Consider the following 22,064-nt stretch of genomic DNA (forward strand, 5'->3'; position numbering starts at 1 on the left):
TCTTAAAACTGGTTTTTTATTATTCTGCGTTATCTAAAAAATCTTTTAACTTATCGGCCCATTTTTCAAAAATCGACTTGCGTTCTTTTTTGGGTTCCGATGGTTTTGGGGCGCTATGTTCGGTTTGTGCTGAGTCATTGTCGATAGCATGTTCTGCTTCTGAGGTTGTTTCTGTAGGTGGTTCCACAACGTCTTCTTCAACGACTACTTTTGATTGGTTTTCAATGGCATTCATTACAAGTCCGACAGCCGTTGCGTACAACGGACTCGCCATGTCAGGATCAGAATCGCCCGCCAAATGTTCATTCGGGTAACCAATTCGTGTGTCCATGCCTGTAATGTATTCTACTAATTGCTTTAAGTGATTCAACTGACTTCCGCCACCTGTCAACACAATTCCTGCAATGAGTTTCTTTTTTTGTTCTTCATGTCCGTAATTCTTGATTTCTAAGTACGCCTGTTCTATGATTTCAACTACACGTGCATGAATGATTTTTGAGAGATTTTTTAAGGTAATCTCTTTTGGTTCTCTTCCTCGCAATCCTGGAATAGAGACAATTTCGTTGTCTTTATTTTCCCCAGGCCACGCTGAACCAAATTTTATTTTGAGTAATTCCGCTTGTTTTTCAATGATAGAACACCCTTCTTTAATATCTTCCGTAATGACGTTTCCACCAAATGGAATGACTGCTGTATGGCGAATGATTCCGTCTTTGAAAATGGCTAAATCGGTAGTTCCACCTCCAATATCAATCAACGCGACTCCTGCTTCTTTTTCTTCTTGACTTAATACCGCATTGGCTGAAGCTAAAGGCTCAAGCGTGATTCCTGCCAAGTCCAATCCGGAACTTTTGACACAACGACCGATGTTTCGGATAGAAGATACTTGTCCGACCACTACATGAAAATTCGCTTCTAAGCGTCCGCCGTACATTCCAATCGGTTCTTTTATTTCGGCTTGTCCGTCTACTTTGTATTCTTGCGGAAGCACATGAATGATTTCTTCCCCAGGAAGCATCACTAGTTTATATACTTGATTGATTAACAAGTCAATATCAGCATCGTTGATGACTTCATCTGCGTTGGCACGCGTGATGTAATCGCTGTGTTGCAGACTGCGAATGTGTTGCCCTGCAATTCCCACCACCACTTCCGTAATTTTAAAATCAGAATCGCTTTCTGCACCTTGCACAGCTTGTTGTATGGATTGAATGGTTTGTGTAATGTTATTTACGACACCACGATGCACACCAAGACTCTTAGATTTTCCTACTCCAAGAATTTCGAGCTTTCCGTATTCATTTTTGCGCCCAATCATTGCCACAATTTTTGTGGTTCCTATGTCTAATCCTACTGCGATGTTGTTATTTTCCATGACTTATTTTTTGGTGCACACTACTTGATTGGTAAATTTTAAATCAACTTTTGCATAATTGTCCAGCGTTTGGTCTTTCATTGCTTTTTTGTAAAACGCTTTCAAATTATTCACCTTCTTCTCCATATTTTTTATGTTGCCAAACAGCACTACGAAATCATTCGTTCTTAGCTTCAGATTGAATGTTTTGTTTTCGTTTTGAACAATGGCAATGACATTCTTTTTGAGAAAATCATCTTGTGCAATATAGGTTGCCAATGCGTACACATCATTCAGCTCTTTTTTGTCTACTTTCCCTTCCACAAATGGAACACGAGCAGCAGAAACTGTAGACAAAGGCATAGCTTTCCCTTCAGAATCGATGTAATAAGAGTTTTTTGTTGCGATACGTGCTATTGGTGTTCGCTGTTTTATTTTTGCACCAAGAGTACCATTTACAGACAGATACACTTCTGCATCCTGAATCATTTCATTTGCGCGCAAACGCTTCTCCAGAATATCCAAATCTAGTTGTTCTTTTCGTACGCTCGTAACCGTATCGTTATTTTGTATTAACAATTTATTAACCATCGCACGTGTGATAAAAGCTTGTTCTCTGTCCAAAAATTTTATCTCAGGATTTTCAATGATACGCGCCGAATTTCTATTCGCCGAAAAGGCATATAGAAAGATTAATACTGCCGCAATAGCAATTCCTTTTATGAGATTCCAATTAATTTTCAACGGTTAATTTGTTTTTAATTTTTATCACTTCTTCTCCAATATCTCCAGCGCCTACAGTGAGCAATACATCAGTTGTTTTGCTAGAGATATAGTTGATTACAGCTTCTTTTGTAAGTAACTGTTTTTGGTCGTTGTTTATTTTATTGAGTAACCAACTTGCGTTGATTCCCGCAATAGGTTCTTCCCTTGCGGGATAGATTTCCAACAAAATGATTTCATCAAATTGTGACAGACTTTCCGCAAATTCATCTGCAAAATCTCTAGTTCTGCTGAATAAATGTGGCTGAAATATCGCTGTCACTTTTTTTTCAGGATACATTTCGCGTACTGCTTGATGCAAGGCATTGATTTCCGTTGGATGATGCGCATAATCGTCTATAAACACAAAATCGTCTGTTTTTATTTGGTAGGAAAAACGACGTTTTACACCTTTAAAAGTTCCCAAAGCTTTGGCGAGGCGGTCGGTTGGGGATCCTATTGTTTCCGCCATCGCAAAAGCTACTAGACCGTTTAACAAGTTGTGTCGTCCCGGTAAATAAAATTGTACGTCTTCAATGATTTTTGTCGGCGTTACAATATCAAACATATACGCACCATTTTGTATGCGTATGTTTTTTATGTGATAGTTGGATGTTTCTTTAAATCCATACGTAATTCCTTCTAAATTCAAATCTTCTTGCACAAAGAGTTTCCCGTTTGGTTTTATGCATTCCGTAAACGCTATAAACGATTCCTGCAAGGCTTCTTTTTCACCGTAAATATCCAAATGATCAGCGTCCATCGATGTGATACAGGCAACATCTGGCGAAAGCTGTAAAAACGAACGGTCAAACTCGTCCGCTTCTACCACAGTGATTTTGTTTCCTTTTAGAATGAGGTTTGAGTTGTAATTTTCCGCAATTCCACCTAAAAAAGCCGTGACATTTACTTCAGAATCTGCTAATAAATGTCCTAAAATGCTAGATGTTGTGGTTTTTCCATGTGTTCCCGCAACGCCCAAGCAGAAGGTGTTTTTTGTGATTAAGCCTAAAATTTCTGCGCGTTTGTATATGTTGAATCCGTTGTTCCGGAAATGATTCAATTCTGTATGCGAACTTGGAATAGCAGGCGTATATACGATTATTGTGTTTTCTTTATTGAGAAATGCCGCTGGAATTTCAGCTACAGCATCTTTCGTTGAAACAGGAATTCCGAGTGCTTCTAAGGCATTTGTGATGTCTGTTTTTGTTTTGTCGTAACCTGCAACATTTTTGTCACTGAATTTAAAATAGCGCGCCAAAGCAGACATGCCGATGCCGCCAATACCTACAAAATAAACGTTATGTATGTTTTTTAAATTCACTCTTTTACTTATTCAATAATTTTTCTATTTCATTAACAATTCTTGCGGTCGCATCTGGTAATGCTAGTTTTTTGATGGCTGTTCCGTAATCTTGCTGCATTTTTTCAGAGTGTATCAATTCTTTAAAACAGATTTCAAATTGCGCATCCAAGTCTTTTTCTCGAATGAGCATTCCGGCTTTTTGCTCTGTGATTGCCAGTGCATTTTTGGTTTGATGATCTTCCGCAACATTGGGTGACGGAATGAAAATCACAGGTTTTCCAACGATGCATAATTCCGACACTGAACTCGCGCCCGCTCTTGAAATGATAACATCTGCAGCAGCATACGCCAAATCCATTTTATTGATGAATTTATGCACTTGTACTTGCGGTAATTCGTTGTGAACTTTGTACTGTTCGTAATAGAATTTTCCGCATTGCCATATCAGTTGTACGTTTTGCTTTTTAAAGAAATCCAATTCCGCTTCAATGAGTTGATTGATTCTTCTTGCGCCTAAACTTCCACCTATAATTAGGACTGTTTTTACATCGCTTTTTAGCTTAAAAAAAGCTTGTGCTTCGACTCTTTTTCCATCTATTTCCAACAAATCTTGTCGTACAGGATTGCCTGTTTTGATGATTTTTTCTTTGGGAAAATAGCGTTCCATGTGATCATACGCGACACATATTTTTTGCACTTGCTTCGCCAACCATTTGTTTGTTTTGCCTGCATAGGAGTTTTGCTCCTGTATCAACGCAGGTATTTTTTGTCCAGAAGCGACTTTGAGTAACGGTCCACTGGCAAATCCGCCTGTTCCAATGACTACATCTGGTTTGAATTTTTTGATAATTTTTCGAGATTTCAACAAACTACTCAATACTTTGAACGGAAACATCATGTTTTTGAGCGTGAGTTTTCGTTGCAATCCTGAAATCCACAATCCTTCGATGTTGTAACCCGCTTGCGGTACTTTTTCCATTTCCATTCGGTCTTGCGCGCCTACAAAGAGAAATTCTGCCGTTGGATATCGTTTTTTTAATTCGTTCGCAATCGCAATCGCTGGATAGATGTGTCCACCTGTTCCGCCACCTGATAGGATGATTTTATATGATTGCGTTTGTTTGCTCATTTTTTTGTTCTTTGTTCTTCGTTGTTTGTTTTTTGTTGTTTGTTTTTTTTCTATTCGTCAATTCGACTTGACTCTTGGCTCTTGGCTCTTTTTTGTCAATTTATTGATTTGTTGATTTGATTTCTTTCGTCATGCTGAACTTGATTCAGCATCTCATACATATATGTTTAAATCATAAATCGTATATCGTCAATCAAAAATCGTAAATCCTAAAGCGCTTCACTCAGCACATTTAACGGATTTTCTTCATTTTCTTTTTGTATTTCTTCTTTTTCTTGTTTTTCCAAGAGTTCTTCTCGTTTTTTGCTGACGCTTAATACGACTCCGATTGCCAAACAGGTCATCCAAATGGACGTTCCTCCACTACTGATTAATGGTAAGGTTTGTCCCGTGACAGGAAATAATTCTACCGCAACCGCCATGTTGATTAATGCTTGAAACACAATGGGCAATCCGACACCGATGGCTAGTAATTTTCCAAAAATGGTATCTGCCTTGTGCGCTACAATCACAATTCGAAATAGCAATAGTAGGTACAGAAATAGCAGAAACAATCCACCCACCAAACCGTATTCTTCTACAATGATAGCATAGATAAAGTCTGACGAACTTTGCGGTAACAACGTTTTCATTTTACTTTTTCCTGCACCAACACCTACAATTCCACCACTTGCAATGGCAATTTTAGAGCGGTCAATTTGGTAATTTTCCTTTTTATTTTCTTTTTCATCTTCGTTCCAATAGTTTGATACACGACTTTCCCAGGTTTGTATTTTGACTTGAATTGGTCCTGGAATGGCTCTTCCCACCATGATAAATAATGCCAATCCGACAATTCCTGAACCGACAACCATTGCTAGGTATTTTATAGGATATCCTCCCAAAAAACACAACATTAACACCATGGAAAAGATGATTGCTGTGGTGGAAAAATTGGCTGGCAATATCAGTCCTACGACTAAAAATACAGGCAACCAAAGCGGCACCAATGTTTCTTTGAACGTGATGGTTTTTTCTTTTATTTTGGAGAGATAGCGCGCTACATATATCATTAATACAACACTCGCCAAGGTAGAGGTCTGGAATTTTATTCCTACAAACGGAATGCGCATCCAACGACTTGCATTGGCACCTCCAATAGTGGTTCCTTGTGCTAGCGTATACGCCAAAAATAACAACACAATAGGTAACATAATTAGCGATAAGCCTCTGAAATAACGATACGGCATGCGATGTACTGCGTAAATGATGACAAACCCTAAAAACAAGTGCGATCCGTGACGCACCAAAAATTTTAACGTTCCACCATCTCCGTACAAGTATGCCAAGTTACTACTGGCACTGTATACAGGCAAAAACGAGAATAGCGCTAGCAAGGCAACTACTGCCCACAACGCTCGGTCTCCTTTTATGTTTTTAAAGATGGTGTTCATTTTTTTGTTTTCTGTTCTTTGTTCTTCGTTTTTTGTTGATTTGTCTATTTTTCTTGACTCCTGACTCCTGACTCTAGAATCTAGAATCTTATATCATAATCTTAGCTTCAAAGTGCTCTTACGGCTGCTTTGAATTGCCTTCCGCGTTCTTCGTAGTTTTCGAATAAATCAAAACTTGCACAGGCTGGCGACAGCAGTACATTATCTCCTTTTTCCGCGATTTTGTGGGCGATTTTGACAGCTTCACTCATGGAAGTCGTTTCCACCATTAAATCCGTTACGCCGCCAAAAGCTTCAATGATTTTAGAGTTGTCTACTCCTAAACAAATGATTGCTTTTACTTTTTCGTGCACTAATGGCAATAATTCTGCGTAATCGTTTCCTTTGTCCACTCCACCAACTATCCAAACCGTTTGTGTGGTCATGCTTTCTAGCGCATAGTATGTGGCGTTGATGTTTGTCGCTTTGGAATCGTTGATGTATTGTACGTTTTGGATTTTTAATACTTTTTCCAAACGATGTTCTACACCTTGAAATCCTGACATACTTTCGCGTATGGTTTGTTTTCTAATGTTCAATAATTGTGCTACAGCAGATGCCGCCATGGCATTCTTTGTATTGTGTTGTCCTTCTAGTGCTAGCGAGTCCGTCGGCATAGTAATTGTCTTATTTTGTATCGTTAGTATTATGTTATTGCCTTCTATATAAGCGCCATTCTCTTGTTTGTTTTTGAGTGAGAATGGAATTAATGTTGATTTTACTTTGTATGTTTTTAATCCGTTGACAACAACTTCATCGTCGGCGTCGTAGATTAAGTAATCGTTTTCCGTTTGATTCATCGCAATTCTAAATTTTGCTGCGATGTAATTTTCAAATTTGTAATCGTATCTGTCTAAATGGTCAGGCGTAATGTTGGTAATGATGGCAATGTGCGGACGAAAATTCACGATGCCGTCTAGCTGGAAACTACTTAGCTCTAACACATATTCATCAAAGGATTCTTCTGCGACTTGTCGCGCAAAACTTTTCCCCATGTTTCCTGCTACTCCCACATTCAATCCGCCTTCTTTTAACACGTGATGTGTTAACATCGTTGTGGTCGTTTTTCCGTTGCTTCCCGTGATTCCCACAATGGTTGCTTTGGTGAACTGCCCTGCAAATTCAATTTCCGAAATCACTGGAATTCCTTTCTCACGAAGCGATTTTACCAACGAAACCGTATCTGGAATTCCTGGACTTTTCATCACTACATCTGCATTGAAAAGCTTTGCTTCCGTATGTTGCTGCTCTTCCCATTCAATTTCAAACTGATTCAGAACGTTTTTATAGTGCGTTTTGATGGCTGATTTGTCCGAAACAAATACGTCATATCCTTGCTGTTTCCCTAAGATTGCCGTTCCTACGCCACTTTCTCCCGCTCCTAATATGACCAATCGTTGTTGTTGCACTTTTTGTTTGTTATTTGTGTTTTGTCATGACTCCTGATTCTTGGCTCCTGACTCTCTTTTTATCGATTTGTTGCTTCCTAAAACCCAACGCCCAAAACCTATCTCACCTTCAATGTTACAATCGTTAGAATTGCTAGTAAGATTCCGATAATCCAGAATCTGGTGACAATTTTACTTTCGTGATATCCTAATTTTTGATAGTGATGATGCAATGGTGACATTTTGAAAATTCTTCTTCCTTCTCCAAATTTCTTTTTGGTGTATTTGAAATAACTCACTTGCATGACTACCGATAGATTTTCCGCCAAGAAGATTCCACACAAAATTGGAATGAGCCATTCCTTACGAATTGCTATCGCGATTACTGCAATGATTCCACCAATGGTTAAACTTCCTGTATCGCCCATAAATACTTGTGCTGGATAGGTGTTGTACCATAAAAATCCAATCAAGGCTCCGACAAAAGCGGCTATGTAAATGGTGATTTCTCCCGCGCGCGGAATGTACATGACATTGAGATATTCTGAGAAAATTAAGTTTCCAGATATCCATGCAAATATTCCTAATGTTAGTACGATGATGACCGAAGTTCCAGCGGCGAGTCCGTCAATTCCGTCGGTGAGATTGGCTCCGTTTGAAACCGCCATAATGATGAAAATCACGATTGGAATAAACACCAACCACGCGTATTTTGCATAGTCTGGATTCATCCAAGTCACTAGTTTTGCATAATCGATTTCGTTGTTTTTTACAAACGGAATCGTGGTTTTCATGGAGCGTTTTTCTTCTCCAAATTTTTTCGTTGGCGTGGTATTACCTACCATTAATTCTTGCTGTTGCGCTGCAGGTAATTCTTCACGAATGGTTACATCTTGATGAAAGAATAAGGTTGCTCCTACGATGATTCCCAATCCTAATTGCCCTAAGATTTTGAATTTTCCTTTGAGTCCTTTTTTGTCGTTTTTAAACTTCTTGATGTAATCATCAATAAAACCAATAATTCCCATCCAAATGGTGGTCACAATTAGCAAAATGATGTATATGTTTTCCAGCTTTGCAAAAAGCAATACAGGAACTAAGGTTGCCAAAATGATGATGATTCCTCCCATGGTTGGCGTTCCTGCTTTTTCTTTTTGCCCAGCTAATCCCAAATCGCGCACGGTTTCTCCAATTTGTTTTGAGCGCAAATAGTTGATAATTCGTTTTCCAAAAATCATAGAGATCAACAACGAAAAAATTACCGCCATTGCCGCTCTAAAACTCAGGAATCCAAACAAAGAAGCGCCTGGAAACTGATATTGTTTTTCGAGATATTCAAATACGTAGTATAACATGTTATTTTTGGTGTTGTTGCTCTTTTAAAACTGGTTTTTTATTCGTGTAAATTGTCTAATATTTCTTTGGCGATTTTGTAATCGTCAAAATCGGTTCGTTTGCCGTTGATTTCTTGATAGGTTTCATGTCCTTTTCCTGCAATGAGAATGATGTCGTTTTCCCCTGCCATTTGACACGCCGTTTTGATAGCTTGTTTTCTATCTGTAATTGAGAGTGTCTTTTTATAGTTTTGCGGTTCTACACCTTTTTCAATGGCTTCAATGATTGCTATTGGATCTTCTCTACGAGGATTGTCGGACGTGAAAATGACTTTTGTACTCAACGTTGACGCAATGTTCCCCATTTTTGGACGTTTTGTAGCATCTCGATTACCGCCACAACCTACCACCGTAATGAGTTGTTCATTTCCTGTGCGAATGTCATTGATAGTTTCTAACACATTTTTTAAAGCATCTGGCGTATGCGCATAGTCCACAATGGTTGTGATGTTATTTTTTGTGATGAAATATTCAAAGCGACCGCTGACGTTTTCGAGTTCACTCATCAATTGTAAAATTTCCATCTGCTCTAAACCTAATAATTCCGCCGTAGCGTAAATAGATAAGAGATTGTACGCGTTGAAACTTCCGATGAGTCGTGTCCAAACTTCGTTGTCGTTTATTTTTAAAAGCAATCCTGAAAGACTGTTCTCCAAGATTTGCGCGCGATAGTCTGCATACGTTTTTAAAGCGTAGGTGTATTTTTTGGCTTGCGTATTTTGCATCATTATCAAGCCGTTTTTATCGTCTATGTTCACCAAACAGAACGCATCTTTCGGCAATTCGTCAAAGAATTTCTTTTTGACATCTCTGTATTCAGCAAACGTATCGTGATAGTCTAAATGATCATGCGATAGATTCGTGAAAATTCCACCTCGAAACCTTAATCCAGCCGTTCTTTTTTGATGAATTCCGTGCGAAGACACTTCCATAAAACAGTATTCCACACCTTCGTGGTTCATCTTTTCTAGATAACTATTAATGGTGAGTGAATCTGGCGTGGTATGCGTTGCTTTGTATTCGACATCGTCCACTAAAATTCGCACTGTAGACAACAATCCGACTTTGTAACCTGCTTTTTTAAAGAGTTGATATAACAGCGTAGCCACGGTTGTTTTTCCATTGGTTCCTGTAACGCCAATTAGCTTGAGGTTTTCCGAAGGATTTCCGTAAAAATTAGATGCCATAATTGCTAATGCGCTGCTTCCGTTATCTACTTGAATGTAGGTAACTCCATTGACAATTTTGTCTGGAATCATATCGCAAATGATTGCAACAGCGCCTGCTTTGATGGCTGCACCTATATAACTATGACCGTCAAATTCATATCCTTTGATAGCGATAAAAACATCATTAGCTTGCACTTCTCGCGAATCAAAGACCAGTTTGCGGATAGCTAGATTGGTATCGCCCGTCACTGCTTCGATATGAACTTTGTATAATATGTCTTTTAGGATCTTCACGATAATTCTAGTACAATTCGTTTTTCCTTGCTAATTTTTTCTCCTGCCTCTAAAGATTGCTTTGTCACTTTTCCACTTCCTTTAATTTCTACACGCAATCCTAAATTTTCAAGTAGTGGAATGGCGTCCATTGCTGGCATTCCAACCACATTTGGCATGATGGTTTTGTATTTTTTACTCTTATCTAAATATTCTTTATATTCTTTTTCTACAACTGGCGCTACGCTTTCGATGTTTTCTACTTGGTCAAATATTGGTGTGTCTCTGTAGATTTTATGTGCGATTTTTTTAAAAACTGGTCCCGACACATCCGCACCGTAATACCCAATTTTTTGATCAGGTTCATGAATGACTACAATGCATGAATATTTCGGATTCTCTACTGGGAAAAAGCCTGAAAACGTCGAAATGTATTCGCGATTTTCTTTGATGGCGTAATTTTTTTGGCAAGTCCCAGTTTTTCCCGCCATAGAAAAGTTTGGGGAATACAATCCATTTCCTGTTCCGTGTTCTTTTTCTACTACATTCAACATCATCTTCGTTACTTTTGCTACGGTTTCTTTTGAGCAAATGGACGGATTGATAACTTCTTTTTCGAATTGTTTTTCGCTAGTGTACCAGTTTTCACGTACGGCTTTTACAAATCGCGGTCGCACCATTTCACCTCCATTTGCGATGGCATTGTAGAATGCTAAAATTTGTAATGGCGTCAATTCTACACCATATCCGTATGCCATCCATTGCAATGAAATTCCACTCCAGCTTTTGTCATTTGGATGTGGCACAATAGGTTTCGGCTCGCCCTGAATAGGCAACTCAAGTGGTTTGTGCAGATTCATATTATAGAGTCTGTTCACAAATTTCTTTGGATTTTTTCCGTAGAAATTGTCAATAATCTTTACAATTCCAACATTTGACGATACTTCAAATGCTTTGGATGCTGTGATGGTTCCGTATCCACGTCTGTTAGAATCTTCTACCGTTTCGCCATAAAACGTAATTCTTCCGTTTCCTGTATCGACCAAATAATCACTGTCAATCACACGGTCTTCCAACGCCGCAACCATCGCCATCAACTTAAAGGTTGAGCCTGGCTCATGTCGCTCACCAACCGCGTAATTATAACGTTCTACATAATTTCCTTTACTGTTTCTTCCTAAGTTTGAAATGGCTTTTATTTCGCCCGTCTCCACTTCCATTACTACTACACAACCGTGATCGGCTTTGTATTTTTCCAATTGTTCCAACAATGCATGATGCGCAATGTCTTGAATATTCACGTTGATAGATGAAATGATATCGTAACCATCTTGCGGTTCTAAATCGTTGTCAATAGAAATGGGTTTCCAACGTCCGTTGGCTATTTTTTGTTCGATGCGACTTCCTTCTTTTCCGCGCAAATCATCACCAAAAGCACCTTCCAATCCAACACCCACTTTGTCTTTTACTTCGTATCCAATGGTACGACGCGCAATGCTTCCGATTGGATATTCGCGTACTGTTTTTTGTTTGCTGATAAATCCGCCTCTAAACGTTCCTCGTTTGAATATTGGAAACTTTTTGATGCGCATGTATTCTGCGTAACTTAGATTTTTTGCGATTGGATGATATTGATCTTTGTTAGCACGCGCTCTTGTCAATTTGCTTTCGTAATACGCAGACGATTTTCCTAATAACTTTGCTAAAGAATCTGAAAGTGCTTTGATGTTGTCTGTAAATTCACGTTTGTAGACCGTTTTGGCATCAAAAAAGATATCATATTTAGATACCGAAGTTGCGAGTAAACTTCCATCGTCGGCATAGACATTTCCGCGACTTGGCTCTATGACTGCTTTTCGTATCACTTCCTCATCAGCAAGTGCGCGATATTTGTCACCTTCTACAAATTGCACGTTTACCAATTGCACCACAACCGCAATCGCGAAGAGAAACATACCTCCTGCGACAAAATATAAACGATTTAATATGTTTTTTTCGGTTACTGGCATTGATTATTATTGTTGTGATGTTACTCTAATTTTTTGTGGTGGGTTTTTCGATGGTGCTAATCCCGTGTTGGCAACTTTTTCAGTGATGTAGGATTCTAGTTTTAGTTGTTGCAGCGTTGTTCGAGTTTCTACAAATTCACTTTTGAGTCGCTTCACTTCATCGTTTAGTCTTGCGATTTCGTGTACTTTTTCATCTGCCCAATGCGAACTTGCAATCATAATCAAGGCTAAAAACGAAGCAAATACAATGAAACGCCAGTTTTTGATGGCGTCATCTTTGATGAGAAACTTCCCTTTTAGAATGTCGTAAATGTTTTCCTTTTTCATGACTACAGACGTTCTGCTATTCTTAGTTTTGCGCTACGCGCTCTGTTATTTGTTTTTATTTCTTTGTGTGATGGAATAATTAATTTCCCCACTTTTTTAAACGGCACTTCTACTCTACCGTAAAAATCTTTTTCTGGCTCACCTTCAAAAAGTCCGTTACGAATGAAGCGTTTTACCAAGCGATCTTCTAGCGAATGATAACTTATCAAACTGAGTCTTCCGCCAATTTCAAGCACTTCTTGTGTTTGCATTAGAAATTCTTTCAACACTTCTATTTCTTGGTTTACTTCGATACGAATTGCTTGGTAGATTTGTGCTAACACCTTATGCTCTCTGTGTTTTGGCAAAAATCGCTGCAATACTACTCGCAAGTCTTCCGTAGTTCGAATGGGTTGTTCAGACCTTGCTGTAACGATTTGCGCTGCAATGGCTTTTGCATTTCGCAATTCACCATATAATGATAAAATTGATTGCAAATCTTCTTCTTCATATTCATTGACTACGTTGTAAGCAGACACTTCATCTTCTTGATTCATTCGCATGTCTAAATCCGCTTCAAAGCGCAGTGAAAATCCGCGTTCAGCTTTGTCAAATTGATGCGATGACACTCCGAAATCACCCAGAATTCCATCTACTTTTCGCACTCCATAAAACCGTAAGAACTTTTTAAGATGTCTAAAATTTTGATTGATGAGCGTAAATCGCGCATCATCAATTGCATTGTCAAGCGCATCTTGATCTTGATCGAACGCATATAGTTTTCCGTTTTCTCCGAGTCGACTCAAAATTTCTTTGGAATGTCCGCCACCGCCAAAGGTTACATCTACATACACTCCATCTTCTTTGATGTTGAGTCCATCAACGGTTTCTTTCAGCAATACAGGATTATGATATTCCATCGCCATCGTCATTTCCCATTACTTCTTCTGCCAAATCGCCGATATCAACATCCGCATCATCTGTTGCTGCATTGTATTGTTCTTTGTCCCAAATCTCCACAATGTTAATAGCGGACGACAATACAATTTCTTTCTTAATTCCTGCAAAAACCACTAAGTCTTTCGGAATCAACAATCTTCCAGCAGCGTCAATTTCCACCATTCGAACACCTTTGTTAAATCTTCGAATGAAATCGACATTTTTCTTTTTAAAACGGTTCAATTTGTTTAGTTTTTGCGTCATGAGATTCCATTCGCTCATCGGATGCAATTCTAAACACGAACCAAATAAACCTTCTTTGATGACAAAACCTTCTTGCAACACCGGAGACAACTGCTTTTTTAAATCCGCAGGAACCAGCATACGCCCTTTAGCGTCTACTTTGCATTCGTATGTTCCGATTAAATTTATCACGTGAGAATCAGGTTTACCTATATAAGATTCAAATATATTGAAAATTTTACCACATTTTACCACATTTTACCACTTTGTTGATAAGTTTTTGCTTTTTTCAGCCAAAAAGCCTGTAATTGAGCTAAAAATCAACTTGTTGAAAGTGGGATTTTAGAAAAGTGAAACATACTTTTATTAAGCATTTTTATGTCATGATGTCGAAATTTTATTTCGTGTAACTTCACAAGAAAAACTGAAGAAAAATCACTAGAATACTGCGAAAAAAACAAAATGCATCTCTTATTTTCATCATAAAAACACATTGTTTTACTATTTTTCAAGACATTTCAAAAAAAGCCTATTAATAAATTTCGAAATGCCTATATTTGTCTCTTGTTAAAAAACTGATAGCCATTAATGAAAGAAAGCTTTAAAAAGGACGGGAAATTCAATTATCTAGAATTAGGAGAAGGAACACCTATCGTTATTTTACATGGCTTAATGGGCGGTTTGAGTAATTTTGAAGCTGTTACCGAAAATTTTTCAACGAAAGGATATAAAATTTTAATTCCTGAGTTACCTATTTACACAAAGCCACTTTTAAAGACCAACGTAAAGAATTTTGCAAAATATGTTAAGGAATTTATTGAACATAAAGAGCTTGACAAGGTTATTTTGCTTGGAAATTCACTTGGCGGACACATCGGATTGTTGACTACAAAATTGTACCCTGAACTTGTCAAAGGATTAGTCATCACAGGAAGTTCTGGATTGTACGAAAGTGCGATGGGCGACGGCTATCCAAAACGTGGCGATTACGAGTTTATCAAGAAGAAAAGTGAGGATGTTTTTTATGACCCAGCAGTGGCTACCAAAGAGATTGTAGACGAAGTGTTTGCTACGGTTAATAATCGCAGTAAGTTGATTAAAACCTTGGCAATTGCGAAAAGTGCTATTCGTCACAATATGGGCAAAGACTTGCCAAATATGCACACACCTACAGGAATTATTTGGGGAAAAAACGATACGGTTACACCACCAAATGTTGCTGAAGAGTTTCATGAATTATTACCTGATTCTGACTTGTATTGGATTGACAAATGCGGACATGCACCTATGATGGAACGCCCTGAAGAGTTTAACGAATGTTTACAAGATTGGCTGACCAAACGCAATTTTTAGGTCGTCACGAAACGAAATAACATCAAATTTTACCGCTGTGAAAATTAAATCTGCCGAATTCGTAATGAGCAACTCGGACGTTGCGAAATGTCCAAAAAATCCAATTCCTGAATACGCGTTTATTGGTCGCTCTAATGTTGGAAAATCTTCTTTGATCAACATGTTGACGCAACGAAAGAGTTTGGCAAAAACTTCTGGACGACCAGGAAAGACACAGCTTATCAATCATTTTAAGATTAACGACGAATGGTTTTTGGTCGATTTGCCTGGTTATGGCTACGCACGTGTTTCCAAAAGCACAAAAAAGGTTTTCCAAAAGTTTATTACAGAGTATTTTAGAAAACGCAAACAACTAGTTTGCGGATTTGTGTTAGTAGATATTCGTCACGAACCACAGAAAATTGATTTGGAATTTATGCAATGGTTGGGCGAAAACCAAATTCCGTTTTGCATCATTTTTACGAAAGCTGATAAATTACGTCCATCACAGATTGAAAAACATATTGAAAACTATAAAGCCAAATTATTAGAAGATGTTTGGGAAGAAATGCCGCAGTATTTTGTGACGTCCGCTTCAAAAGCGATTGGTCGCGATGAAGTGTTGGAGTTTATTGAGCAAATTAATCAAGATTTGAAGAATTCGTAGTTTTTTTGATTGTTCTTTGTTGTTTGTTTTTTGTTGTTTGTTTTTCGTCGATTCTATAGAAACATCTCAATACTTAATGCTTTTTAAATCTTTATAATTTTCATACTTTTAAGAGACCAAAAACACCAACCATGCAAGCTACTACGATTGATGAAGTGATTTCATTTTTAGAAGAAATCATTCAAAAAAATAAGGAGATTCCAAGCACGATGGGCTATTTCGCTGCCTTGTATCACAAAGTGACTTGCAAAGTGAAAGAAGGTATTGAGAACGATTTTTTTGATGACAATCCGCGCATGGAACAACTAGATGTTATTTTTGCAAATCGTTATTTGCAAGCGTATTCTGAGTTTCAAAACGGTACAAAACCTACCGATTCTTGGCAAATTGCTTTTGAAGAAGCAGATAGTTATTGGTTGATTGTGTTGCAGCATTTGTTATTGGGAATGAACGCACATATCAATCTCGATTTGGGAATTGCTGCCGCAGAAGTCATGAAAGGAAAAAATATTGACGATTTACAAAACGACTTTAATAAAATCAACACAATTTTAGGCGAACTCGTCCATGATGTTCAAAAGGAATTATCACTGATTTGGACGTTTTTAGCCAAAATTTTAAAGAAAACAGAGAAATTCAGCATCATTTTGACCGATTTTAGCATGAAACTTGCCAGAGACGGCGCATGGAAATACGCGACACTTTTGGCGAATTCACCTGAAACAGAATGGCAAAAACTCATTCAGGAACGAGATGTCAAAGTTGTTAAAAAAGCCAATTTGGTCATCAATCCAGGATTTATTGCACGATTGATTTTAAAAATCATCCGATTAGAAGAAACTGGAACTATTAAAACACGCATTGAGATTTTGCAAAAAGACTAGTTTTCGGCTTCGCCCAAACTACATGTTTTTACAAGCTATCTACTTCTTAATAATTTCAAGCTTTTCAGCAAAATAATCACAAAAATCGAGCATGGTTGCGCTCATTTTTTCATCGTTCGTTGCGCGTTGAAATGTACGTGCCATAGATACTAATGTTTGATGATAAAACACTTTCATTTCGTCAACAGGCATGTCTTTTGTCCACAAATCGATACGCAGACTTTCTTGCGCTTTATGATCCCACACAGACAACATCACTGCTTTGGAAGGCTCATTTTCAATTCCGCCATCTTTCGCGGTCCAATTGATAGCTTCTGGCACATTATTTTCATCAACCGTTACTGCTATTTTTATTTCGGACGTTACTTTTTTCGCCATTATTTCTTGGGTTTGTACTTTGAATTTGTAAAAATTTCTTTGGAGGATTTCCCTAAAAGATTTTGCAAAGATACATCATTATTTTCCATGTACGATTTCACAATTTGATATCCAATAAAACGCCCAATTCCACCAGGCGATTCACTGTCCAATTCGAGATTGAATTTTGAAAATGGCGCTACGTTTAAGAACCGATTATCTAATTTATTATCAGTACTGTACAACAATTCTTTTTCAATAAAATAGGTCCAGATTTGTTTTTCGTTGGCTTCTGCCCATGCAATTTTTTCATCTGTATAACCAAACTGCATTGCCAAACTCGCTTTCGGCACTAATAATGATTTAAGATATTGCACTTTTCCGTGATAAATCATTTTACTTAAAAACGTACGTTCACGTGGTGGTTTTACTTGTGTATACGCAAACTCATTGGCAATATCAACAGGAATCATTTCTTTTTCAAAGCTTTGTGAAATGTACTTTTGAATGCCGTCGTAAAATTTGTGATTTTTACCCAAATAGGTATTCAACGCAATTAAAATCATGTCTTGGTATAGAATGACTTTTTTGCGATAATCTTCGGTTGTTACCGTAAATACTTTTGGCGTATCGTATTCAGGAAAATAGTATTCCAAATGTTGCAACACCGATTTTATATCGCGCTGCACAGGCGCAAAATCTGAAAAGACAGTATTAATTTCAGTTTTTAATTCTTTTTGTAGCGGATCGTTCATGGTGTAAATCCACGTAGAATCTGGAATCGAAGCCGGAAAGAATAACGGATAGGTTTCTTTCAATTTTGGCAAATCAGAAGGTTTAGCTCCTAAAAAGACCTGATCAAACCGAACTACATTTACATCTAAGGGAATTGCCGAAATTTCTTTTTCGAGCGGATTTTCTTCAGCACAACCAATCACGAACAATACTATTAAAAACACTAACTTTTTCATCATTTTTTTCATAAAGCAATTCGATACATTTAACTTCTATTTTTATTTTTTATTGCGTGACTATCTTTGGACTGCAAAGTTACTTTTTTTATCTTGTAAAAAAATTGAAACCGATGAAATGCGCTGACACAATTGCATTACAAATAACTAAAATTGGTGCTGGTAAATTTTATCTGACAGAAATTAATAAGCAAACATAAAATAGATGAAAACTCAACAGGTGATTGACCATATTGTCGAATGGTTAAAAGATTATGCTACTAAGGCAAAAGTAAACGGATTTGTAGTGGGTGTATCGGGCGGAATTGACTCTGCCGTAACCTCTACATTGTGTGCCAAAACAGGCTTACCAACCTTATGTATTGAAATGCCCATTCACCAAGCAAAAAGTCACGTAACACGTGCCCAAGAACATATCAAACAATTAAAAGAACGCTTTGAAAATGTGGCAGATACACGTGTAGATTTGACACCTGTTTTTGAAGAATTTAAAACAGAAGTTTCTTTAGAAGGCAAACAGGCAACGGTTGACATGGCGTTGGCAAATACCAGAGCGCGTTTGCGTATGACCACTTTATATTATCACGCAGGATTGCTAGGACGATTGGTTGCGGGAACAGGAAACAAAGTTGAGGATTTTGGTGTTGGTTTTTACACAAAATACGGCGATGGCGGCGTGGATTTGAGTCCCATAGCAGATTTGATGAAAAGTGAAGTATATCAGTTAGGTGCAGCACTAGAAGTGCCAGAATCTATTATGAAAGCTGCGCCTTCTGATGGTTTATTTGGCGATGCTCGAAGTGACGAAGATCAAATCGGAGCGAACTATGACGAACTAGAGTGGGCAATGCGTATGGATGATGAAGGAAAAACTGCTGACGATTTTACTGGAAGACAACAAGAAGTGTTCAAAATTTACAAACGATACAATACTGCGAACCAACATAAAATGATTCCAATTCCAGTCTGTATAATACCGCAAAATCTTACATAAAAAATCGCCTTTTTTAATAGTTTTTATAAAAATTTGTTTAAATTTGTCGATACAGACCCCCTAAACCTGAAATAAAAATTGATTCGCTTTTATGTGCACATCTTTATGTCCATAAACGAAACTATCTTTATGTGATGGTCTGATTTAATAATAACTTTAAAAACTAAATTATGGTTAAAGTATTAATTGCAGACAATCATCCTATTGTTCGTAAAGGAATTAAATCCTTATTCAAGAACTCTACTGAGATTGATGTCGTAGGAAAAGCTGCGACAACTTCTGAATTATTTGATTTTATCAGTCAAGAATCAGTTGATGTAGTATTATTGGAAATGGATATTCCTGAAGTCAATGGAATTACTGCTTTGAGAAGACTTAAAAAAGACTTCCCTGACGTGAAAGTAATTATGTTTAGCTCGCATTCTGAAGATGTTTACGCTGTAAGCACACTTAGAGCTGGAGCTTCTGGTTACTTATCAAAATCTGTAGCTACAAATGTTATTAAAGAAGCGATTACCAAAGTTATGAATGGAGGCATCTATATCAGTAACGAGTTAGCGCAACGCTTAGCATTTGACGAAAGCACAAACAAACCCCGCAGATTCTTCAGACGTTTGTCTACGAGAGAAGTTGAAGTGTTAAAACTTTTAGCTTCTGGTAAACGTAACAAACATGTTGCTGAAGAGTTAAATCTGAACGAAAAAACTGTGAGCACATACAAAGCTCGCCTAATGCGTAAGTTGAACGTAGACAACTTGGTTGATTTACTACAACAAGCAAAAGCATTAGAATTACTGTAACTAAATTGCATTATTGTAAAGATTTCCCTTTACTACAGTAAAAATTTTGATGATGATATGTGTACTGAAAAGTATGTATATCATCATTTTTTTTACTTTCAGATGTTAGTTGTGAGATATGAGTACTGATTGACGATTGTTGATTGACGATTGTTGATTTTTGAAATCTCAATACTAATATCGAAATACTACCTCAAATCACCCTCTTCAACTGTTCCGAAAGTGATTTTTTTAAGAAGATATAATCTTTGATTTCCTCTAAAACCTGTTGCAACTCTTCAACTTTAGTATCTTCTGTCAGACTGAGTTTGAGTTCTTCTATTTTTAGATTGATAAGAAAGCAGCGTAGTGAAAGTATGGTTTCGTTGGTCAATTGCGCAATGGTTTCTTCTTTGGGTTTTACGAAGATGTTTTGCGCTTCCCAATTGTGTAGTTCGTATTGCTCTTCGCGCATGAGAATATCTGTAATTTCACTTGCAACTTCTGGCTCTATTTCGTTGACAAACGCATCGAGTTCTAGTTTGCCTGTTTCGTTGAGTTTTTCGATAGCGCGATAGTAAATCGTTTTGAATTTTTCATTTGCCAAATCAATTTCATCTTGTTGTAAATCGAGATAGAGTTTTTGAAAGACTTTTGCATCAAAGAGTTCACGCTCCATTTTGAGTTCGCCATCTTCATCTTCTTTTAAAATCAAGTCTTCAAACGTCGCTTCCATGTTTCCGTAGAGCAATAAGATTTCAATGATTTTTCGCTCCAACACATATTGCTGATCAACAGCTTCTGCCTTTTTTTCAGGTTTGATTACCTCAAACGTTTTTTGCTCTTGCTTGATTTTTTTGTTGGCATCCTTGATGTTTTTGTTTTGCAATTGCGCTAAGGTTGCAAACAACACATCTTCCGAAATGTCCATGATACGCGATGTTTCACGCAAATACAACTCCTGTTTGATACGATCAGAAACTCTCGAAATACTCGACATCATGTCGTTGATGACTTCCGCCTTTTTAATCGGATCGTTTTTTGCGACTTCCATCAGCAACGAAGCTTTGTAGCTGATAAAGTCTTTGACGTTATTTTCAAAATATGCCAACACATCTTCCAACGCGTTGTTTTTGGCAAAACTATCCGGATCTTCTCCCTCTGGAAACGTACATACACGAACATTCATGTCTTGCTCCAAAATCAAATCCACACCACGAAGCGACGCGCGAATTCCCGCAGCATCTCCATCATAGAGAATCGTAATATTTTTTGTCAAACGATTGATTAAGCGAATTTGCTCCGCCGTTAAGGCAGTTCCCGACGAAGAAACGACATTGTGAATGCCCGCTTGATGCATTTGAATTACATCCGTATATCCTTCTACCAAATAGCAATTATCTTCTTTGGCAATAGCTTGCTTTGCGTAATACAATCCGTAAAGCACTTTACTTTTATGGTAAATATCACTTTCGGGTGAATTGAGGTATTTGGCAGCTTTTTTATCATTCGTCAAAATTCGTCCACCGAAACCCAATACGCGTCCGCTCATACTGTGAATTGGAAACATGACACGTCCTTTGAAACGGTCAAAACGCTTTTCACCTTTTACAATAGTAAGTCCCGTTTTTTCTAAATAGGTAAGATTGTAACCTTCTTTCAAAGCTGTATCCGTAAATGCGCTCCACTCATCCAACGCATATCCCAAACCAAATTTTTTGATGGTTTCCGTCGTAAAACCTCGTTCTTTAAAATAAGTAAGTCCAATCGCTTTTCCTTGCGGCGATTCCCAAAGGATTTCTTCATGATATTTTTTGGCATATTCCGACACCAAATACATACTTTCCTTTTCGTTGGCTAGTGCTTTTTCTTCGTCGGTGCGCTCGGTTTCTTCAATTTCAATTCCATATTTTTTTGCCAAATAGCGAATGGCTTCCGGATAGGTAAAATGCTCGTGTTCCATGAGAAATGCTACTACATTTCCGCCTTTTCCAGAACTAAAATCTTTCCAAATTTGCTTTACGGGCGACACCATAAACGACGGTGTGCGTTCGTCCGAGAATGGACTTAACCCTTTGAAGTTGCTTCCCGATTTTTTGAGTTGCACAAAATCGCCAATCACTTCTTCTACGCGAGAAATGTCAAATACAGCATCTATGGTCGATTTAGCAATCAAAGGTTTTGTGATTTTTAGGAATGAACTTCAAAAATACTAAGTTTCGAGGGAATTTTGAACGTTGGATGCTGAATTTTGAATTCTCTTTCAAAGGAAATCCTTAAACTTCTATCTAAAAATGGAATTTCATAGTACTTTTCGATACAAATTTGCCTTATTT

The 22,064-nt window shown here is 37.7% G+C and carries 20 protein-coding genes; 5 read left to right on the plus strand and 15 right to left on the minus strand.

Annotated elements, in window-relative coordinates; translation table 11 throughout:
* Positions 1 to 19: 19 nt before the first annotated feature.
* From ftsA to mraZ, 12 genes are all read right to left on the minus strand, one after another.
* Positions 20 to 1,375: a cell division protein FtsA gene (gene ftsA, locus C8N46_RS01135; protein ID WP_108113015.1), complete on the minus strand. Its 1,356-nt coding sequence runs from the start codon at positions 1,373 to 1,375 to the stop codon at positions 20 to 22.
* A 3-nt stretch (positions 1,376 to 1,378) separates the two neighbouring features.
* Positions 1,379 to 2,098, minus strand: a complete 720-nt coding sequence (locus C8N46_RS01140) for a cell division protein FtsQ/DivIB (protein ID WP_108113016.1) — start codon at positions 2,096 to 2,098, stop codon at positions 1,379 to 1,381.
* Positions 2,088 to 3,440 carry a UDP-N-acetylmuramate--L-alanine ligase gene (gene murC, locus C8N46_RS01145; protein ID WP_108113017.1) on the minus strand — a complete coding sequence of 451 codons (1,353 nt, stop codon included), beginning with the start codon at positions 3,438 to 3,440 and terminating at the stop codon, positions 2,088 to 2,090. Before murC ends, C8N46_RS01140 begins: the two co-directional genes overlap by 11 nt.
* Positions 3,441 to 3,444: 4 nt before the next feature.
* Positions 3,445 to 4,551, minus strand: coding sequence for an undecaprenyldiphospho-muramoylpentapeptide beta-N-acetylglucosaminyltransferase (gene murG / locus C8N46_RS01150; protein ID WP_108113018.1), 1,107 nt, complete (start codon positions 4,549 to 4,551; stop codon positions 3,445 to 3,447).
* Positions 4,552 to 4,760: 209 nt separating this feature from the next.
* Positions 4,761 to 5,984: an FtsW/RodA/SpoVE family cell cycle protein gene (locus C8N46_RS01155; protein WP_108113019.1), complete on the minus strand. Its 1,224-nt coding sequence runs from the start codon at positions 5,982 to 5,984 to the stop codon at positions 4,761 to 4,763.
* Positions 5,985 to 6,091: 107 nt separating this feature from the next.
* Positions 6,092 to 7,432, minus strand: a complete 1,341-nt coding sequence (murD, locus tag C8N46_RS01160) for a UDP-N-acetylmuramoyl-L-alanine--D-glutamate ligase (RefSeq protein WP_108113020.1) — start codon at positions 7,430 to 7,432, stop codon at positions 6,092 to 6,094.
* 98 nt (positions 7,433 to 7,530) lie between these two features.
* Positions 7,531 to 8,766, minus strand: a complete 1,236-nt coding sequence (gene mraY / locus C8N46_RS01165; protein WP_108113021.1) for a phospho-N-acetylmuramoyl-pentapeptide-transferase — start codon at positions 8,764 to 8,766, stop codon at positions 7,531 to 7,533.
* A gap of 38 nt (positions 8,767 to 8,804) precedes the next feature.
* Positions 8,805 to 10,268: a UDP-N-acetylmuramoyl-L-alanyl-D-glutamate--2,6-diaminopimelate ligase gene (locus C8N46_RS01170; RefSeq protein WP_108113022.1), complete on the minus strand. Its 1,464-nt coding sequence runs from the start codon at positions 10,266 to 10,268 to the stop codon at positions 8,805 to 8,807.
* Positions 10,265 to 12,256, minus strand: a complete 1,992-nt coding sequence (locus tag C8N46_RS01175) for a penicillin-binding protein (protein ID WP_108113023.1) — start codon at positions 12,254 to 12,256, stop codon at positions 10,265 to 10,267. Before C8N46_RS01175 ends, C8N46_RS01170 begins: the two co-directional genes overlap by 4 nt.
* 6 nt (positions 12,257 to 12,262) lie before the next feature.
* Positions 12,263 to 12,583, minus strand: coding sequence for an FtsL-like putative cell division protein (locus C8N46_RS01180; RefSeq protein WP_108113024.1), 321 nt, complete (start codon positions 12,581 to 12,583; stop codon positions 12,263 to 12,265).
* Positions 12,584 to 12,585: 2 nt separating this feature from the next.
* Positions 12,586 to 13,482, minus strand: coding sequence for a 16S rRNA (cytosine(1402)-N(4))-methyltransferase RsmH (gene rsmH, locus C8N46_RS01185; protein ID WP_108113025.1), 897 nt, complete (start codon positions 13,480 to 13,482; stop codon positions 12,586 to 12,588).
* Entirely contained in the window at positions 13,469 to 13,936 is a 468-nt protein-coding gene (mraZ, locus tag C8N46_RS01190) for a division/cell wall cluster transcriptional repressor MraZ (protein ID WP_108113026.1), read from the minus strand. The genes rsmH and mraZ overlap by 14 nt, the downstream gene beginning before the upstream one ends.
* 396 nt (positions 13,937 to 14,332) lie before the next feature.
* On the opposite strand from mraZ, the gene C8N46_RS01195 reads away from it, so the two are divergent.
* The 3 genes from C8N46_RS01195 (at position 14,333) to C8N46_RS01205 (ending at position 16,627) form a co-directional block, all read left to right on the plus strand.
* Entirely contained in the window at positions 14,333 to 15,097 is a 765-nt protein-coding gene (locus tag C8N46_RS01195) for an alpha/beta fold hydrolase (RefSeq protein ID WP_108113027.1), read from the plus strand.
* Between the two features lie 37 nt (positions 15,098 to 15,134).
* Positions 15,135 to 15,743, plus strand: coding sequence for a ribosome biogenesis GTP-binding protein YihA/YsxC (yihA, locus tag C8N46_RS01200; RefSeq protein ID WP_108113028.1), 609 nt, complete (start codon positions 15,135 to 15,137; stop codon positions 15,741 to 15,743).
* A 131-nt stretch (positions 15,744 to 15,874) separates the two neighbouring features.
* Positions 15,875 to 16,627: a DUF5995 family protein gene (locus C8N46_RS01205; protein ID WP_108113029.1), complete on the plus strand. Its 753-nt coding sequence runs from the start codon at positions 15,875 to 15,877 to the stop codon at positions 16,625 to 16,627.
* A 39-nt stretch (positions 16,628 to 16,666) separates the two neighbouring features.
* Here C8N46_RS01205 and gldC read toward each other — a convergent pair whose 3' ends face one another.
* Both gldC and gldB read right to left on the minus strand, forming a co-directional pair.
* Positions 16,667 to 17,005 (minus strand): gliding motility protein GldC, encoded by a 339-nt coding sequence (gene gldC / locus C8N46_RS01210; protein WP_108113030.1) that lies wholly within the window; start codon positions 17,003 to 17,005, stop codon positions 16,667 to 16,669.
* The gene (gene gldB / locus C8N46_RS01215) at positions 17,005 to 17,958 is read right to left on the minus strand and encodes a gliding motility lipoprotein GldB (RefSeq protein ID WP_245896678.1); all 954 of its coding nucleotides are present in this window, start codon (positions 17,956 to 17,958) and stop codon (positions 17,005 to 17,007) included. The genes gldC and gldB overlap by 1 nt, the downstream gene beginning before the upstream one ends.
* A gap of 202 nt (positions 17,959 to 18,160) precedes the next feature.
* Between gldB and nadE the strand changes: the two genes are divergently transcribed.
* Together nadE and C8N46_RS01225 are read left to right on the plus strand one after the other, a co-directional pair.
* Entirely contained in the window at positions 18,161 to 18,949 is a 789-nt protein-coding gene (gene nadE, locus C8N46_RS01220; RefSeq protein ID WP_108113031.1) for an NAD(+) synthase, read from the plus strand.
* Between the two features lie 170 nt (positions 18,950 to 19,119).
* A complete protein-coding gene (locus C8N46_RS01225; RefSeq protein WP_108113032.1) occupies positions 19,120 to 19,749 on the plus strand; it encodes a response regulator in 630 nt (209 codons plus the stop codon).
* A gap of 193 nt (positions 19,750 to 19,942) precedes the next feature.
* Here the strand turns inward: C8N46_RS01225 and dnaG are convergent, their stop codons facing one another.
* A complete protein-coding gene (gene dnaG, locus C8N46_RS01230; protein WP_108113033.1) occupies positions 19,943 to 21,904 on the minus strand; it encodes a DNA primase in 1,962 nt (653 codons plus the stop codon).
* Positions 21,905 to 22,064 lie beyond the last annotated feature (160 nt).

It is taken from the genome of Kordia periserrulae (genome assembly GCF_003054265.1).
Classification (GTDB): Bacteria; Bacteroidota; Bacteroidia; order Flavobacteriales; family Flavobacteriaceae; genus Kordia; species Kordia periserrulae.

Coding starts and splice junctions, on each gene's coding strand:
- ftsA (WP_108113015.1), bottom strand. CDS start 1,375: ATGGAAAATAACAACATCGCAGTAGGATTAGACATAGGAACCACAAAA.
- murG (WP_108113018.1), bottom strand. CDS start 4,551: ATGAGCAAACAAACGCAATCATATAAAATCATCCTATCAGGTGGCGGA.
- C8N46_RS01155 (WP_108113019.1), bottom strand. CDS start 5,984: ATGAACACCATCTTTAAAAACATAAAAGGAGACCGAGCGTTGTGGGCA.
- mraY (WP_108113021.1), bottom strand. CDS start 8,766: ATGTTATACTACGTATTTGAATATCTCGAAAAACAATATCAGTTTCCA.
- C8N46_RS01175 (WP_108113023.1), bottom strand. CDS start 12,256: ATGCCAGTAACCGAAAAAAACATATTAAATCGTTTATATTTTGTCGCA.
- C8N46_RS01180 (WP_108113024.1), bottom strand. CDS start 12,583: ATGAAAAAGGAAAACATTTACGACATTCTAAAAGGGAAGTTTCTCATC.
- rsmH (WP_108113025.1), bottom strand. CDS start 13,482: ATGGAATATCATAATCCTGTATTGCTGAAAGAAACCGTTGATGGACTC.
- C8N46_RS01195 (WP_108113027.1), top strand. CDS start 14,333: ATGAAAGAAAGCTTTAAAAAGGACGGGAAATTCAATTATCTAGAATTA.
- C8N46_RS01205 (WP_108113029.1), top strand. CDS start 15,875: ATGCAAGCTACTACGATTGATGAAGTGATTTCATTTTTAGAAGAAATC.
- gldC (WP_108113030.1), bottom strand. CDS start 17,005: ATGGCGAAAAAAGTAACGTCCGAAATAAAAATAGCAGTAACGGTTGAT.
- gldB (WP_245896678.1), bottom strand. CDS start 17,958: ATGATGAAAAAGTTAGTGTTTTTAATAGTATTGTTCGTGATTGGTTGT.
- nadE (WP_108113031.1), top strand. CDS start 18,161: ATGAAAACTCAACAGGTGATTGACCATATTGTCGAATGGTTAAAAGAT.
- C8N46_RS01225 (WP_108113032.1), top strand. CDS start 19,120: ATGGTTAAAGTATTAATTGCAGACAATCATCCTATTGTTCGTAAAGGA.